Annotated in this window: 16 protein-coding genes and 1 tRNA gene; 11 read left to right on the forward strand and 6 right to left on the reverse strand. The window is 36.9% G+C overall.

The window, feature by feature from the left end; translation table 11 throughout:
* The first annotated feature begins 62 nt into the window (after positions 1-62).
* A complete protein-coding gene (locus K7I92_RS02240) occupies positions 63-317 on the forward strand; it encodes a hypothetical protein (RefSeq protein WP_220281875.1) in 255 nt (84 codons plus the stop codon).
* A gap of 209 nt (positions 318-526) precedes the next feature.
* Here the strand turns inward: K7I92_RS02240 and K7I92_RS02245 are convergent, their stop codons facing one another.
* Together K7I92_RS02245 and K7I92_RS02250 are read right to left on the reverse strand one after the other, a co-directional pair.
* On the reverse strand, positions 527-1,297 hold the full coding sequence (locus K7I92_RS02245) for a hypothetical protein (protein ID WP_220281877.1): 771 nt from the start codon (positions 1,295-1,297) through the stop codon (positions 527-529).
* 74 nt (positions 1,298-1,371) lie between these two features.
* Entirely contained in the window at positions 1,372-2,844 is a 1,473-nt protein-coding gene (locus tag K7I92_RS02250) for a C69 family dipeptidase (RefSeq protein WP_220281879.1), read from the reverse strand.
* Positions 2,845-3,021: 177 nt separating this feature from the next.
* On the opposite strand from K7I92_RS02250, the gene K7I92_RS02255 reads away from it, so the two are divergent.
* The 3 genes from K7I92_RS02255 to K7I92_RS07620 all read left to right on the forward strand — a co-directional run bounded on the left by K7I92_RS02255 (position 3,022) and on the right by K7I92_RS07620 (position 4,789).
* Positions 3,022-3,357 (forward strand): hypothetical protein, encoded by a 336-nt coding sequence (locus tag K7I92_RS02255; protein ID WP_220281881.1) that lies wholly within the window; start codon positions 3,022-3,024, stop codon positions 3,355-3,357.
* An 82-nt stretch (positions 3,358-3,439) separates the two neighbouring features.
* A complete protein-coding gene (locus K7I92_RS02260; protein WP_220281882.1) occupies positions 3,440-4,417 on the forward strand; it encodes a DNA cytosine methyltransferase in 978 nt (325 codons plus the stop codon).
* A 231-nt stretch (positions 4,418-4,648) separates the two neighbouring features.
* Complete coding sequence (locus K7I92_RS07620) at positions 4,649-4,789, forward strand: IS3 family transposase (protein WP_220281884.1); 141 nt, start codon at positions 4,649-4,651, stop codon at positions 4,787-4,789.
* A gap of 70 nt (positions 4,790-4,859) precedes the next feature.
* Here the strand turns inward: K7I92_RS07620 and lysS are convergent, their stop codons facing one another.
* Positions 4,860-6,797 carry a lysine--tRNA ligase gene (lysS, locus tag K7I92_RS02270; protein WP_203244533.1) on the reverse strand — a complete coding sequence of 646 codons (1,938 nt, stop codon included), beginning with the start codon at positions 6,795-6,797 and terminating at the stop codon, positions 4,860-4,862.
* Positions 6,798-7,096: 299 nt separating this feature from the next.
* On the opposite strand from lysS, the gene K7I92_RS02275 reads away from it, so the two are divergent.
* Positions 7,097-7,828 (forward strand): HAD family phosphatase, encoded by a 732-nt coding sequence (locus K7I92_RS02275; RefSeq protein WP_203244532.1) that lies wholly within the window; start codon positions 7,097-7,099, stop codon positions 7,826-7,828.
* 31 nt (positions 7,829-7,859) lie between these two features.
* Here the strand turns inward: K7I92_RS02275 and deoD are convergent, their stop codons facing one another.
* Positions 7,860-8,573: a purine-nucleoside phosphorylase gene (deoD, locus tag K7I92_RS02280; RefSeq protein WP_220281886.1), complete on the reverse strand. Its 714-nt coding sequence runs from the start codon at positions 8,571-8,573 to the stop codon at positions 7,860-7,862.
* Positions 8,574-8,635: 62 nt separating this feature from the next.
* Complete coding sequence (locus K7I92_RS02285; protein ID WP_220281887.1) at positions 8,636-9,838, reverse strand: D-alanine--D-alanine ligase family protein; 1,203 nt, start codon at positions 9,836-9,838, stop codon at positions 8,636-8,638.
* Between the two features lie 82 nt (positions 9,839-9,920).
* Between K7I92_RS02285 and K7I92_RS02290 the strand changes: the two genes are divergently transcribed.
* The 6 genes from K7I92_RS02290 to K7I92_RS07625 are packed head-to-tail and all read left to right on the forward strand — an operon-like array spanning position 9,921 to position 15,971.
* Positions 9,921-11,156, forward strand: a complete 1,236-nt coding sequence (locus tag K7I92_RS02290; RefSeq protein ID WP_220281889.1) for a patatin-like phospholipase family protein — start codon at positions 9,921-9,923, stop codon at positions 11,154-11,156.
* A 3-nt stretch (positions 11,157-11,159) separates the two neighbouring features.
* On the forward strand, positions 11,160-11,648 hold the full coding sequence (locus K7I92_RS02295; RefSeq protein ID WP_203244528.1) for a deoxyuridine 5'-triphosphate nucleotidohydrolase: 489 nt from the start codon (positions 11,160-11,162) through the stop codon (positions 11,646-11,648).
* Between the two features lie 8 nt (positions 11,649-11,656).
* Positions 11,657-12,511, forward strand: a complete 855-nt coding sequence (gene map, locus K7I92_RS02300; protein ID WP_220281890.1) for a type I methionyl aminopeptidase — start codon at positions 11,657-11,659, stop codon at positions 12,509-12,511.
* Positions 12,511-14,148: a putative manganese-dependent inorganic diphosphatase gene (locus K7I92_RS02305; RefSeq protein WP_220281891.1), complete on the forward strand. Its 1,638-nt coding sequence runs from the start codon at positions 12,511-12,513 to the stop codon at positions 14,146-14,148. The genes map and K7I92_RS02305 overlap by 1 nt, the downstream gene beginning before the upstream one ends.
* A 12-nt stretch (positions 14,149-14,160) precedes the next feature.
* Positions 14,161-15,069 (forward strand): ribonuclease Z, encoded by a 909-nt coding sequence (locus K7I92_RS02310; protein ID WP_220281892.1) that lies wholly within the window; start codon positions 14,161-14,163, stop codon positions 15,067-15,069.
* Between the two features lie 5 nt (positions 15,070-15,074).
* Positions 15,075-15,971 carry a diacylglycerol kinase family protein gene (locus tag K7I92_RS07625; RefSeq protein WP_220281893.1) on the forward strand — a complete coding sequence of 299 codons (897 nt, stop codon included), beginning with the start codon at positions 15,075-15,077 and terminating at the stop codon, positions 15,969-15,971.
* Between the two features lie 56 nt (positions 15,972-16,027).
* On the opposite strand, the gene K7I92_RS02320 is transcribed toward K7I92_RS07625, so the two are convergent.
* Positions 16,028-16,101 (reverse strand) — tRNA-Arg (locus K7I92_RS02320).
* Between the last annotated feature and the right edge of the window lie 43 nt (positions 16,102-16,144).

Raw genomic sequence — 16,144 nt, forward strand, 5'->3', positions numbered from 1 at the left:
TTTTTGAAGTGCCTGGAATGAATGGTGCTATAATGAATAGGGGAAAGGGAGTAAGTCGTACAATGTTAGTCAAGGATCTTTTAGCTGTTTATAATCGGAATGTGGATGATGAACAAAAGGCCATCATTATTGAGGATAATCATGAATTATTTCAGACCACGGAAATTTTAAGTCCCATTTATTTTTTGACGAAATTAAAGGAAATTTCCTATGCAGAATTGATTAATACATTTGGAGAACGAGAGGTGGATAACTTTTTTGATGAATTGGCTGACCAACGTTTTGGAACAACGTATTTAACCATTCGATTAAAATAATAGGAAGAGAAGAATGGAAAAAGGAGAAGAAATCATTTCTTCTCCTTTCTTTAATGAATAGGACTAATACTTTTTTTCAGTATTGTTGCGAATCACAAACGCCATCGACAAGCGGTTATCGTGAATAAGCCCAAGCCCAATGTACGCCAAGCCTTCACATTTGTTCCTTCTATGACATTCCAAGGAAGGATAGGGAAATTCATCCAAATTTATTTACTGGTCTTTGAGGCATTTTGTTTGTAGAATTTATAAGCTTCTAAAATAATACCGGCAATTAAGACAAGGCGACTTAATTGGAATAGGTAATAGCCGATTCCTTTTTGTAAAAGAGAAGAAGTCATTTTTTTACCTAAACCAAAGGCAGAACCCAGAGAGCTGATTTCTTGAAGGGTTTTATTGATTTGCCCAGTAGTAATGAAGCCAAGTAAAATGGTAATCAAAGCCAATCCGGGCAGAATATAGGATTTATATTTCCATTGAATTTTTTGTTTAAAAAAGATTGTAGCGATACCGGCAATAGCTAGAATAAAGAAAATAAAACCACCACCAAGACTACCTGTTGGTGCGATTAAATTCATGGATTTGCCAAGCATTGAATAGTAGGGCAAGATACTTCCTAAGATAACAGACACAAATCCCACTAAATAAATGATTTCACTTAGATTCAACGAAATGCCTTGTACTTTTAACCTTTCTTTATCCGCAAAATCATTAGGGATGCTTTCATCCCATTTTTTCGTTGCATTGACGACATTGCCAAGCGTGTGTTGAGCCTTTTCTTTGATGTTATCTAAATCAATGGACTTTTTGAAAACTTCTTTTTTGAGGACTTCCTTTTCTTCATCCGATTTGGTGTTCCATTCTTCTTCTGTTAATCCAGTGTCCAGGTAAGGTTTCCCGTCGGTTTCACAAAAGCGTTTTTCACCCTCTTCTAAGATATGAATCTTATCGCAAGATTCACAAATAAATACATGTTTCATCTATTTTCTCCCTTATTTATAACTTAATTTTATCATATAAAGAACATAAAAACCGATAAATTTTTGTGGCTTGTTTAGGCATCCGATTGCGAGAATCCATTCTTCATCAACAAGCTGGCTGTATATAGAACCTTATCTAAAGTTAGATATGTTTCTTTTTTTGCCATTTGAGCAATGGTTTCATTGGCTTGTTGGAGTAAGGAAATATCTTTCGTTGCCAAGAATTGTTGGTCGTTTTGACGAATGAGGGCATGACCTTGAGTTTGAACCGTATTTTGGTAGCGTTCAATCGTATTCGCTGTTTCCGCAAAATGAGCATCACTTAAGGCGGCAATAATACGATTTGCCCAATAGAAGTTTTCGGTGGTCACTTCATCTGTGGTATTAGCTAAATAATCCGGTGTTTTCTCAATAGTGGTATAAAAAGGCACAAAAGCATTAAATACATTTGATCCATAACAAACCCATTCTATTGAACGATTTTCCTTTGGCATATAAGGGCGAATTTGCGTACAGGATAAGAAGTTATTACGGTTAATACCAATAGGACGATATTTTCCTTTTAATAAAGGATTAGCGTGGTTGCTGTAGGGATCAAAATCAGTCCCTTGATAATGATGAGAAAGAACGTATTTTACATCTTCAATCGTAATCTTTCTTTCTGGTTTTAAAGCAAATGGTAAACTATCCATTTCTGGTTTGTAATCGGCATGTTCACCATCCCATTGATAGGTGTTTGGGTTAAAGTATTTTAGCATCATCCAAGCTCTTGGTGTGTTATACACATGGTCAGCATCCGCATGAGAACCAAAAGTCCATCGCGGATTGAAAGTTCCATCTAAGGATAAGTCTAAGAAATTATCTTGCACAAAGTCTTTTAAATCTTTAGAACATAGATAATTCTCAGCATTTCCATAAGCATCCGCAAAGTCAAAATGGTCAATTCCTAATTGGTTAGGCATAACAACGTATTGATCATCAGGTACACGAATTGCCATCCAATGGTGACCACCAATGGTTTCTAACCACCAGATTTCATCCACATCTTGAAAGGCAATCCCATTCATTTCATAAGTACCATATTTTTCCAATAAAGAACCTAGGCGTAAAATACCTTCACGAGCGGAATGAATGTAAGGCAGGGCAAGGGTGACGATGTCTTCTTCACCAATGCCACCAATGATTTCAGGACGATTATCCGTTGCGGTCTTGTATTCAACCAAAGGATCCGCTGCCAGAACTAATTCATTGGAAGTAATGGTTTCCGTTGCCGTCATGGCGATATTTTCTTCATTGACACCAGTCGCTGCCCAAATACCCATTTTGCCTAAAGCATCGGGCATAGCGGTATAACGCATAGGATTTTTCGGTAATGGAATTTCCACATGAGATAAAACCGATTGATATGTTTTTGGTTGCTCTTCCGGATGAACGACCACAAATTTCTTGGCTGTAAATTCTCCAGCTGGGGAATCTTCGTTTCTAGCCATCAGGGTTGAGCCATCATAACTGGCTTTTTTACCAACTAATAAGGTGGTACACGGCATAATTTTTTTCTCCTATCTAGTGTTTATTATGGTATCAACAGCATTTCATTATTTCAGTTGAAATAATTATAAAAATGCCTCCATTTATTTTATTATGTAGGAAACCATCCACAGATGAAAGAGAAAAAGAGTTATTTCTAGGTAAACAAAAAAGGTAGCGAGGGTGATGCGGTTGATATGGCTGACCCAAATAATCCTTTGATTATTGAAATTAAAGGAAGTAGTGCAGAAAAAACTTCTGCACCTAATAGTTTTAGTCCCTCTGAACGTTTTGATGATTTGGTTTTTGTTAGACTAGAGAAATACGATGATGTGTTAAAAATATATCGCACAGGGATTAACTCTGAAAAATTAAAAAGCATAAAGGTTAATTCAACCCAAATTGTTGAAGATCAGCAAAAGCAAGGTCGTAGACCTAGATTTTCAATTCAAAAAATGGTTGTTGAAGCCTATCAGTTAGAACCTGATGTAATTTTCAACATTCGAGATAAAACGATTGAACGCAAGAAATAGCAGAGAGGAGCAGGAGCATTCCTTTCTTTTCTGCTATAAATGTGCGGCGTGCCGCAAATAATTTAAACAAGGAGGAAAACGTATGAAAAAAAGGACAGTAGGTAGTTTTTTTTCAGGTGTAGGAGGAATTGACTTAGGTTTTGAGAATACTGGTCTCTTTGAGATTGTCTATGCAAATGAAATTGATAAATATCCTGCTATAACATATGAAAGTAATTTCAATTTAAAAGTTGATGTAAGAGATATCAAAGATGTGAAAGGAAAAGAAATTCCTAATTTTGATATTATGGTTGGCGGTTTTCCGTGTCAATCATTCTCTTTGGCAGGATATAGACAGGGTTTTGATGATGAAAAAGGCAGAGGAACATTATTTTTTGAGATGGTTAGAATTTTGAAAGAAAAAAGAAAACTAAATAAACAACCTAGAGTTGTTTTCTTTGAAAACGTAAAAAATTTGGTAAGCCATGATAACGGGAATACATTTAGAGTAATTTTGGAAGAATTGAATGACTTAGGATATAAAGTGCAACAACAAGTTTTAAATGCTTGTGAATATGGAAATATTCCTCAAAATAGGGAAAGAATTTACATTGTTGGATTTCTAAATGACTTAGAATACGAAAAATTTCATTTCCCATTGCCCATTTTAATGGAAACAAAATTATCTGATGTTATTGATTTTAAACATAAACAAGATAGTAAATATTATTACACGAGTGAAAATTGTAAATTTTTTAACGAGTTAGAGAATAATATGAAAACGTCACATACAATTTATCAGTGGCGTAGAATTTATGTAAGAGAAAATAAAAGTAAGGTGTGTCCTACCTTAACAGCAAATATGGGGACAGGAGGACACAATGTTCCTTTGATAAGATGTAACACAGGTATAAGAAAATTAACACCTCGTGAGTGTTTTAATCTTCAAGGTTTTCCTAAAACATTCAAATTACCAAAAGATTTGAGCAATACTAGATTATATAAGCAAGCAGGAAATAGTGTTGTAGTATCTGTGATAGAAAAAATAGCATTTTGCATAGCGAAGGCTTTGTCTATTTAAAACGATAATCTATAACCGGACATGGCTGTGGAAAAACTGTACTTACAAGGTAGTAGAGAAGCATGACTTAATTGTTGGAAACTTAGACTGATAATGAAGGGACATAGAATACAGTTTTCCTGATTTAGATAAAATGATATTACTAAGTGAATATTTTTAAGTATCTAAGGTCCATTTATTAAAGGGAAAAGAAGATGTGCTTTTATTGAAATCAAAAAGCAACATGATGTTGTGTACTATAGTTTTGATGAATTGAGATTAGAGATAGAAATATTTATACAGTGTTATAACGAGCAACGAATAAAAGAAAAGTTAGGATGGAGGAGTCCTGTTCAATACAGGCATCATCTTTTAACTACCCAAAGAAAATGAGACAACCGAGGTCGTCTCGTAAAAAAGTCTAACTTTAAGGGGTCACCTCATTCACATACAGCTTTTTGTTTTAGTATAACTTAGCACCGGCCGGAATATGATTATCCACCATTAAGACATGAAGTACCTCTTCTTCCTTTTCAGTGTGTATAGCGGAAATAATCATCCCACAAGAATCAATTCCCATCATCTTACGGGCCGGCAGATTTGTGATTGCGATTAAGGTTTTGCCAAGCAATTCTTCTGGTTCATAGTACATATGAATCCCCGATAGAATAATACGGTCAACACCAGAGCCATCATCTAAAGTAAACTTCAATAGCTTAGTGGATTTAGGAACAGCTTCACAAGCTTTCACTTTAACAGCGCGGAAATCAGATTTAGAGAAAGTTTCAAAATCAACTTCTTCTTCAAACAAAGGCTCAATCTTAACTTTTGAGAAATCAAGTTTTTCGTTTGCTATAAAGAAACCATCATCCTTTGAACTCGATAATTTCTTTCCTTCTGTTCCTAAAGGCTTCATGGTTGGGAATAAGAGAACATCACGAATGGACTCATTTCCTGTCAGTAACATAACGAAACGGTCAATCCCAAAGCCAATACCACCTGTTGGAGGAAGACCATATTCTAAGGCTTCTACATAGTCTTGATCCATTTCTGAAGCTTCTTCATCCCCAGCCTCTTTAGCAACTAATTGATCTAAGAAACGCTGTTTCTGGTCAATTGGATCATTTAACTCAGAGAAAGCGTTGTTCATCTCAATACCCATAATGCTTAATTCAAAGCGCTCTGTGAAACGAGGGTCTTTACCTTTTTTCGCCAGTGGGGAAACTTCGATTGGATGACCCCAAATAAAGGTTGGTTGTTCAATCTTATCTTCACAGAATTTTTCAAAGAATAAACTAATGATATGACCAACGGACTTTTGGTGCTCTTCTACTTCAATATGATGTTCTTTCGCTAATTGAAGGGCTTCTTCTACAGACATTTCTTTCCAGAAATCAATACCGGTGCATTCCTTGACTGCATCGACCATATTCCATTTCTTGAATGGTGGTTTTAAAGAAATTGTCTTGCCCATGAATACAAAGTCTGTCTTACCAAAGACTTCCATCGCTACATTTTCATAAAGACCTTCGGTTAAATCCATCATGCCTTGCATATCAGAATAAGCACAATAAGCTTCCATAGTAGTGAATTCAGGATTATGTTTTAAGTCCATTCCCTCGTTACGGAAAATACGACCAATTTCATATACACGTTCCAAACCACCAACAATTAATCGCTTCAAAGGTAATTCCGTTGCAATACGAAGATAGAAATCACGGTCTAAAGCATTATGGTGTGTGATAAAAGGACGAGCTGATGCACCAGTTAATAAAGGTTGTAAAACAGGTGTTTCAACTTCGATATAACCTTGGGAATCCATGTAATGACGAATAGCAGAAATAATTCTTGATCTTAAAATTGCCACATTTCTGGAATCATCATTGGTGATTAAGTCTAAATAACGACGGCGGTATCTTTCTTCTTTATTTTGCAGACCATGGAATTTATCGGGCAAAGGCAGTAAAGCTTTTGTTAGGTGAGTGTATTCATGCGCTTCAAGTGACAATTCACCTGTTTGTGTTTTCATAATAGAACCTTTAATGCCGATGATGTCCCCTAAATCACTTTTTTTGAATAATTCATAGCTTTCTTCACCAACAATGCGTTGATTCATCACAATTTGAATGCGACCAGTCTTATCTAGTAAGGAGATAAAACCCATTTTACCCATTCTGCGCTTCATCATGATACGACCGGCAACGGTTGTTTCAACTGGATTTTCTTCTAATTCTTCTTTGCTTTTAAATCCATACAAATCTTTGATTTCTTGGGCATGGGATTCTTGGTGGAATCCTTGACCAAAAGGGGCAATTCCTTGTTCAACTAAGGCGTTCATCTTATCTAAACGTGCTTGCATTTGGTCGTTTAATGGTAATTCTTGTTTCTGATTGTTTGCCATATAACCTCCTTAAGACAATAAAAGCACTTCGTTTAGGGACGAAGTGCTTGTTCGTGGTACCAACCCTAATTTACGGAATTATTCCGCCTATTTAGTCAAAAGTAACGTTTTTCACCGGTTCACTCCAGAGTCTTTAGCACATACAACTTCCCTTGTCTAACTTTCACCATCATAGACTCGCTAAAAGGTTCTGTTCTAAGGCCTTCTCCATCAACGTGTACAGCACTATTCTACAATTGTTCTGAGTTCATTTCAATTCCTGTTTAGTGGTATAATGCAAAAAATAAGGAGGTGTTTCTATGAGCCAAGTCGCCGCTTTTTTTGACATTGATGGAACAATTTATCGAGAAGGGTTGATTACCGAGGTTTTTAAGAAGCTCGTTACCCATGAGATTATTGAAGGGGAACGCTGGCGTGATGAAGTTCAACCAGCTTATTTAGCTTGGGATCGACGCCAAGGGGACTATGATGATTATTTACAGAAAATGGTCGCTATTTTCAAGGAAGTGTCCGTTGGTATTTCTTCGGAACACATTACTCTAATTGCGGATCGCGTGATTCAACAAAAGGGGGAAAGAGTGTATCAATTTACCCGTAATGAAATTAAGAAACATAAAGAATTAGGTCATAAAATTATTGCGATTTCCGGTTCGCCGGATGCGTTGGTGAAGAAAATGGCAGAGAAATATGAATTTGATGATTGGCGTGGAACCATTTACCATGTGGATAAAAAGGGTTACTACACAGGAGAAGTAACTCCGATGTGGGATGCTGAAAGTAAACGAAAAGCCATTCATCAATTAGCTAAACAATATGATTTAAATTTACAAGAGTGCTACTCATATGGAGATACCAACGGTGACTTTGCGATGTTTGAGGAAACCGGATATCCAAGCTGTATCAATCCAACCAGAGAACTCCTTCATCGTATACAAATGACCGATGAAATTCGCAAGAAAATACAAGTGGTTGTGGAAAGAAAAGATGTGATTTATCACTTGAATATTGATCACATTTACTTAGATAGTTAAAAAGAAATGGATTTCCATTTCTTTTTAACTTCTAGTCCGCAATGGCTGCATCAAGAGCAATTTGCATCATACGGGTGAAACTGGTTTGTCTTTCTTCTGCGCTGGTTGCTTCATGAGAGACAACACTATCGGAGATGGTTAATAAACAAGCCGCATTCTTAGCTAAGATACGAGCATTGTTGAATAACGCAAAGCTTTCCATTTCAACACAAAGACAATGTTTCTCATTGACTAATTCTTCAAGGCGACTCTTAGCTTCGTTGTAGAAAACATCTGAGCTATGAATAACACCTTCATGAACGGGAATATCTAAATTTTTAGCTGCTCTCAATAGCTTTTCATTTAGTTCTTTCGATGGATAACCATATTCATCTTCATAACCTGATTGTACCTTTGCATAACTACTTTCAGAATAAGCCGCATTGGCTAAGATAACATCAAACATCTTTAACTCCGGAACATAAGCCCCGGCAGAACCAATACGGATGATATTTTCAACATCATAATCCTTGAATAGCTCATAGCTATAAATACCAATGGATGGCATACCCATACCAGAAGCCATAACGGATACCGGCTTACCTTTCCAAGTTCCTGTATAGCCTTGGATACCACGAACGTTATTCACTAAGACAGGATTTTCCAGGAATGTTTCAGCAATGAATTTTGCTCGTAATGGATCACCGGGCATTAAGACAGTTTTCGCAAATTGACCTTTTTCAGCACTATTGTGTGGAGTTGACATAATAACCTCGCTTTCTTATAGTTCCATTATATAGAAAGTTCGGCATTTTTCCAAAGCTATCCTTATCGAGATGAAGTTTTACTTCCTTTAGAACCCTTACTACCACCTTTTGCCATATTTTCCAAGATATTAGATGAAAAAGAAGTGGTTAATTGATTACGACGACGTTCTCTATCTAAAGCTAGGGTAATCAGTTGGTTCATTAGCTTAGTGAAATCAACATCTTCTTCTTGCCATAAATAGAAAGCAAGGGAGCCGGGAATAGTATTAATTTCATTCACATAAATTTTCTTTGTTTCAGCATCCATAATGAAATCAATACGACAAACACCAGCTGAATCTAAAACACGGAAAGTGTCTTTTGCCAGTTGTTGAATGTATTTTGTTTCTTCGTTAGATAAAGGAGCGGGCACCATTCTTGAAGTCGCCGCCATACCAGAATCCCCTTTACTCCCCCCAGCTCCATACTTTTTATCAAAGTCTAATAATTCCTTTTCTTGCTGGGTTACTTCTTCTAAAACGGAAGCCTTTGAACCGGTATAATCACCAATTACAGAACAGTTGATTTCTCGCATTGGTTTGATAACTTTTTCAATAATAACTTTTTCATCATAACGCCTTGCGTCTTTAAATGATTCCAAAAAATCTTCATGATTATGAGCAACGGAGATGCCGATTGAAGACCCCGTACGAGCCGGTTTTAAAATGACCGGATAGCCTAGGGTATTCACTTTTTCTAAGATTTGTGTTTGATAGTTTTCAATATCTTGTCCATAAACCCAAAACCAAGGTGTAATTGGTAAGTGATTGTCATGAAGAATATGTTTTTGGAATACTTTATCCTGACCAACAACAGACCCATAAATATCACACCCCGCAAAAGGGATTTTCAGCATTTCAAATAGACCTTGAATGATACCGTCTTCACCGGTAGTGCCATGTATAACAGGGATAGCTAAATCAATATTTCCTAAATCCTTTTTTTGAAAAAGACCGGTATGAATTGGACGAATGACACATTCATTACCTAAATTAACCAAAGTTACCTGTGTACTTTCCTTTAATAGAGCCGGAAGATTAGTGAAACTTTCCACTGCGAAAAATTTTTCTAAATTGTAATAAATTTTACGATCTTTTGCGATATAAAGAGGGATGACTTCATATTTATTCTTATCTAAGGCATGGATGGCTTGCTGGGCAGAAATAATTGATACCTCATGTTCAACCGACTCACCACCAAAAAAAACACCAATGCGTAATTTCATGTTAAAAACTCCTTTTTACTCATCCCATTATATAATGAGTTTAGGGTTTTGTGCTATGATGAACAAAAAGAGGTGAAAAGAAATGAGAGCCTTAGTTTTATCTGGCGGTGGCACAAAGGGGGCCTTTGAACTTGGAGTGGTAGAAGCATTGAAAGAAAGAGATGCGTATCATTTTAATTTGATTTGTGGAACATCGGTCGGTGCTTTAAATGCCTTATTATTGGTTCAAAACGATTGGGATAAGATGAAAGATATGTATGCCCAACTAACAAGAGACCAAATTGTTCAAAATTTCATTCCTGATGACTTGAAGTTTCATACATTGATTGAACAACGCAAAAATTTGTCTACTAGTATCCGCGCTTATTTTCAACAAAAAGGATTGGATGTCAGTCCTTTAAAGCAGATGATTGATGATTATTATGACGAAGAAAAGTTTTTCTCTAGTCCGATTGATTTCGGGATTGTGGTAGCTCGAGCAAAAGATAAATCCGGCGTTTATGTGAATAAAGAAATGATGAAGGTACATGGCAAAGAATGGTTATTAGCCAGTGCTTCTGCCTACCCGGCTTTTCCAGTATGTACGATTGATGGGGAAGACTACATTGATGGTGGCTACTTTGATAATGTGCCGATTGATTGTGCTTTACAAAAAGGGGCTGATGAATTATTTGTGGTGGATTTAGGTGAAAAGCCACTACATCCGGAATGTGTCGGTGTTCCTTTTATTACCTATGTGCACCCACATTTAGAATTACCTCATTTCTTAGAATTTGATGTGAAGATGTTGGCTAGAAATCGTCGCTTAGGTTATCTTGAAACTAGGAAAGCACTCGGGGATTATGATGGTTATCATTATACTTTCCAACATTTTCCAACACCTCAGTTTTTCCGCTCTTTCTTTGTGAATTTACTTCGTTATGAAAGAAAGATTGAAGTGATTCATACGAAAGATAGTCATATTCATGCCGGTTATATTCAAGAAAGAGCTTTAGCTTTTAGTCTTGAGAAACAATTGGATGAAAAAGGTCTATTCATTTCTTTTTTAGAAGAAATAATGGTTTTCGCTAATTTGAATGATGAAATCATCTATTCCTATGAAGCCTTGAAGAATGAATTACTGATAGCCTTTAAAGAGGCTTTGATAGAACATATTTCTTTAAAAAAGAAGAAGGGATTAAATCCTGGAGAGGCCTTTGAGGCATTATTACAAACAAAAGTTTCGGGCAGGGAATGGATGAATGAAGAAGAGGCTTTGAATATTTATCCAAATGAATATGTGTTGGTGCAGTTCTTTATTGAAATGATGAAAGGATGAATTATGGCTATCGCAAAATTTGAAAAAGTGAGTTATGAACAATTTAAAAAAGATTTTTTAAAACAAGGCTATGGTGAAGAAGAGATTGAGAAGGCGTATCAGTTTGTACAATTACCAAAGCGTAGTACGGCCGGTTCAGCTGGTTATGATTTTGTTTGTCCTCTGGATGTCAATATAAATCAGGCAGGTCAGCTAATTCCAACAGGAATTCGTGCTAGAATAAAGGTCGGTTATGTTTTACTAGTGGTACCAAGATCTTCTTTGGGATTTAAGTGCCGTTTGGCCTTGGATAATAGTATTGGTGTTATTGATCGTGATTATTATCAATCGGATAATGAGGGTCATATTTTAGTGAAAGTGCATGCATCCAAGACAGTGGATTTAAAAGCCGGTGATCGTTTTGTGCAGGGGATTTTTGTGCAATATGGTTTAGCAGAAGAAGAGGAAGTTGAAACCATGCGTAATGGTGGTATTGGTAGTACAAACGAATAGGAGAAAATATGGATCAAAAAAAATGGAAAGAAATCATGGAACAAGAACCCATTCCCAGTCATATCTTAGAAAAAATGCAGATGCTAAGAAGACATGGGGAAACGGTGATTGCCGATAAGTATATCAAAAGACCAACCATGATTGAAGGCATTCGTAAAGCCGCTACCTTGAATACAGCTGTATTAGATGAAGTTGAAAAACACATTCATGTGGGTATGAGCACACAAGAAATTGATGATATTGTGGCTGAATTCACCGAACAAAATGGTGGTATTTGTGCCCCTTATCATTTTGAAGGCTTTCCAAAGCACGTGTGTACTTCTGTGAATGAAGAAGTTTGTCATGGTATTCCAACGCGATTAAAGAAACTTCATGATGGGGATGTCATCAATGTGGATTGTACAACGATTGTGGATGGTTATTATGGGGATGCTTCGAGAATGTTTTACATCGGTGAGGTTTCAGAAGCAAGGAAGAAACTTTGCGAAGTTACGAAAGAAGCTTTGGAAATGGGCTTAAAGGCGGCCCAACCATGGGCTCATGTGGGTGATATTGGTTATGCTATACAAAATTACATCAAAAAAACCAGTTATTCGATTGTTCGCGATATTGGTGGTCATGGCGTTGGCTTGGAATTCCATGAAGATCCTTTCGTTGCTCATATTGGTCAGAAAGGAAGAGGCATGGTTTTAGTTCCCGGCATGGTGATTACCATTGAGCCAATGATTAATGCAGGTGGAGCCGGCGTGGTCATCGATCCTTATAATGATTGGACAATTTCAACCAGAGATGGCGAAGATTCTGCCCAATGGGAATATACGATCTTAATCACTGAAGAAGGAAATGAGGTATTAAGTTATTAATGTTAAATGAAACAATTTATGTGAGTGGTCATCGGCATCCGGATAGTGATGCGATTTGTAGTGCCATTGCGTATGCGAATTTATTGAATGAAACAGGAAGAAAAGCATTACCTTGTCGACAAGGACCATTAAATGAAGAAACGAAGTTTATTTTAAAGCGTTTTGGTTTGGATAATCCTTTATTGATGACGGATGCTAGAGCTCGTTTGTGTGATATTGAATTGGATACACCAACGACCATCAAAACACATGAGACAGTTCATCATGCTTGGCATTTGATGGAAAATACACAAAATAGAAGTCTGTTTGTTGTGGATGACGAGGGAAGGTTAAAAGGGGTTTGCACAACTTCTGATTTATCGCGTTTTCGTTTTCATCCGGAAACAGACTTAGAACAATTGATGAAGACCGCTACTTTAGCGAACATTTCAAGAACCATTGGTGGTCACATTCGTTTTCAACCGGAACATTTCAGCTTTAATGGTCAAGTTCATGTGATTACAGTGGAAAAGATGGAAGATAGCCCCTATGAATTAAGGGATTGTATTGTGATGATGTCGGTGGGTTCAACGCGCCAAATCGATGCGATTCGAGAGGGAGCTAAGTGTCTTATCTTAACGATGGCGACTTGTGCATCGTTAGAGGTGATTAATGAAGCGAAGCGTTGGGGTTGTGCCATTATTGAAACATCTGAAAGTACCATGCACACGGCAGCTGTTATCAACGAGAGTTATTCAGTGGAACAAATTATGTCAGCTAATCCAATCACTTTTTTGGATATGGAGTATGTGGAAGATGTTGCTGTGAAGATGAATCATTCACGTGTGCGTTCCTATCCGGTTTTAAATGATAAGGGGGATATCGTTGGTGGAGTTTCACGATACCATACAAGAAATTATCATAAGTTACAAATTGCTTTGGTAGACCATTCCGCGACCAATCAATCGATGCAAAATATTGATAAGGGGGATATTGTAGCGATTGTGGATCATCATCATATTGGTGATATTACAACGAGTCATCCAATTGAATACCGCAATCATCGTTGTGGCTGTACTTGTACGATTGTTAATCTTTTATACAAAGAAGCTGGTTTAGCACCATCCAAACAAATGGCAGGGATAATGATGTCCGCTATTTTATCAGACACCTTGAATTTTAAGTCAGCAACAACAACGCAAGAAGATCGAGACACAGTGGACTATTTGGCTAAGATTGCGGAAATTGAAGATGTGAATGCTTATGCGATTGAAATGCTGGCGGCTTCAGTTGCTTTAAAGGATTCAACCCCAAAGGATATTCTTTACCGCGATTTGAAGTTCTACGATGTGGATCATTATCACATTGCGATTGGGCAAACAAATTTCTCCCATACAGAAGAAGTGCAATCCTTGATACCAAAGATGAAAGAACAGGTTTTCAAGGAACAAGAGAAGAAAGATTTGGATTTATTAGTTATGTTATTTACCGATGTCTTGGGCAATGGTTCTTACTTTGTGTATGGTGGTCCAATGGGCTATGTGTTAAAGGATTTATTGGAAACCATTATTGATGACCATAGCGGTTTTGATCCGAAAATTATTTCTCGTAAACAGCAATTAATGCCGAAGTTATCGGAATTATTAAAACAACAGTAAGAAAGAGGCAACATGATAGAAGTTCATTTAATTGGAACTGGTGGAACTGTTCCATTACCAAACCGTTGGTTAACTTCGCTATATATTAAGGTCAAAGGAAAAGCTACTTTGATAGATTGTGGTGAGGGAACACAGATTGCTCTACAAGAACAAGGGCTCTCTTTGAAACAAATTGATACGATTATTTTGACGCACTATCATGCGGACCATACGGCCGGTCTACCCGGTTTATTGCTAACTATGGCAAAAAATAGCCGTACGGAACCAATTCGTATTTATGGACCAAAAGGACTAAAGGAAATTATTCAAGGGGTTAGCTTAATTGCTCGTTTTATTCCCTTTGCGATTGAATGCATTGAAATGGATGGTCATTCTCATTTTAGACTAGAAGATTTAGAGGTACAGGCGTTTCCATTGGTGCATAGTGTGGAATGTTTGGGATACCGTTTTGATTTGAAGAGAAAACCAAAATTCTTAGTTGAAAAAGCACAGGCTTTCGGTTTGCCGGTGCAATATTGGTCTAAACTTCAAAAGGGAGAAATGATTACTTTTAATGGTCAAGAAATTCAACCAAGCGCTGTTTTAGGAGATAAGAGAAAAGGTATTTCTTTTGTATATGCGACAGATACTAGACCGGCTAGTTCCTTGGTGCAACAGTCTTTACAGGTGGATTTGTTGGTGGCGGAAGGAATGTATGGTGATGTTGAAAAGATAGAGAATGCACAAATGAATAAGCATATGATGATGCAAGAAGCTTGCGATATCGCTCGAAAGTGTCAGGTGAAACAACTTTGGTTAACGCACTATTCACCAGCCATGCCATTTCCGAAAATGTATGAAGATGAGTTGAAAGCAATTTATTCGAATGTAAAAATAAGTGGGGATGGACAAAATTGTATCCTTAGATTTGAGGAGGAATAGGCTTTGTGTATTATGTGATTGTAAATCCCGGTTCAGGATCGTACCGAAATAAAACATGGCTGTATGTAGAAAATGAATTTCAGAAAAGAGGTATTTTATATCAAGTGTTCTTTTCGACGAAAAACCATGATGTCAACGATATTTTAAAAGGTTTACAGCATGGACAAGTGATGGATGTCATTATTATTGGTGGGGATGGTTCGATGAATTTAGCGGTCAATGCCATTCGCGATTTCACAAAGGTTCGTTTGGGGTATATACCAAGTGGATCGGGAAATGATTTTGGTCGGGGAATGAATATTACGCGTGATGCACAAGTGGCTTTAGAGGCTATTTTGAAAGAGGGATATCGGCAAGTGGATGTTCCGGAAATTCAAATTTTACAAGGGGATTATCCACAAAGACGTCGTTTCTTGATTTCTTGTGGAATTGGCTATGATGCTTTGGCTTGTTACCATGTATCCAAAAGTCATTGGAAAACGCGATTGAATAAGATTGGTATGGGACATTTGGTTTATCTTGCCTATGGTGCTTTATCCATGTTTGAATATAAACCATTTTCTTTAAGCGATGAAAAGGAAGAAATTGCCTTTATTGCGGTGATGAATCAACGCTATGAGGGTGGTGGTTTCTTATTTAGTCCTAACGCTAGTGCGGAAGATGGTTTATTGGATTTTGTTAAAATTTCTAAGATTAAGCGTTTTCGTATGGTGAGCTTGATACCAAGTGCTAGGGATGGTAAGCATGTGAATACACCCTATGTACATATTGAACAAAAAGATCAGGAACACTTTAAGTTTAATCAGCCTGTTTATATTCATGTGGATGGGGAAACCTTAGGTAAAGCAATTGAAGTAAAATTTTTGTTTTCATCAGGAAAACTTATTTTATTGAATAATTAACTACACAAAAAAGCTTGTTGAAATCCGTATAAAATACAATCAACAAGCTTTTCTAGTGTGCTCGATGAGATTCGAACTCATAACCTTTTGATTCGGAATCAAATGCGCTGTCCACTTGCGCCACGAGCACATACCTTCACCATATTATATCATGATTTGTTAGGTTCATAACA

Origin of the sequence: Bulleidia sp. zg-1013 (assembly GCF_019798045.1) — a bacterium.
Lineage (GTDB): Bacteria > Bacillota_I > Bacilli_A > Erysipelotrichales > Erysipelotrichaceae > Bulleidia.

Coding starts and splice junctions, on each gene's coding strand:
- K7I92_RS02245 (WP_220281877.1), bottom strand. CDS start 1,297: ATGAAACATGTATTTATTTGTGAATCTTGCGATAAGATTCATATCTTA.
- K7I92_RS02285 (WP_220281887.1), bottom strand. CDS start 9,838: ATGAAATTACGCATTGGTGTTTTTTTTGGTGGTGAGTCGGTTGAACAT.
- lysS (WP_203244533.1), bottom strand. CDS start 6,797: ATGGCAAACAATCAGAAACAAGAATTACCATTAAACGACCAAATGCAA.
- deoD (WP_220281886.1), bottom strand. CDS start 8,573: ATGTCAACTCCACACAATAGTGCTGAAAAAGGTCAATTTGCGAAAACT.
- map (WP_220281890.1), top strand. CDS start 11,657: ATGGATCAAAAAAAATGGAAAGAAATCATGGAACAAGAACCCATTCCC.
- K7I92_RS02275 (WP_203244532.1), top strand. CDS start 7,097: ATGAGCCAAGTCGCCGCTTTTTTTGACATTGATGGAACAATTTATCGA.
- K7I92_RS02305 (WP_220281891.1), top strand. CDS start 12,511: ATGTTAAATGAAACAATTTATGTGAGTGGTCATCGGCATCCGGATAGT.
- K7I92_RS02240 (WP_220281875.1), top strand. CDS start 63: ATGTTAGTCAAGGATCTTTTAGCTGTTTATAATCGGAATGTGGATGAT.
- K7I92_RS02310 (WP_220281892.1), top strand. CDS start 14,161: ATGATAGAAGTTCATTTAATTGGAACTGGTGGAACTGTTCCATTACCA.
- K7I92_RS02260 (WP_220281882.1), top strand. CDS start 3,440: ATGAAAAAAAGGACAGTAGGTAGTTTTTTTTCAGGTGTAGGAGGAATT.
- K7I92_RS02290 (WP_220281889.1), top strand. CDS start 9,921: ATGAGAGCCTTAGTTTTATCTGGCGGTGGCACAAAGGGGGCCTTTGAA.
- K7I92_RS02250 (WP_220281879.1), bottom strand. CDS start 2,844: ATGCCGTGTACCACCTTATTAGTTGGTAAAAAAGCCAGTTATGATGGC.
- K7I92_RS02255 (WP_220281881.1), top strand. CDS start 3,022: ATGGCTGACCCAAATAATCCTTTGATTATTGAAATTAAAGGAAGTAGT.
- K7I92_RS02295 (WP_203244528.1), top strand. CDS start 11,160: ATGGCTATCGCAAAATTTGAAAAAGTGAGTTATGAACAATTTAAAAAA.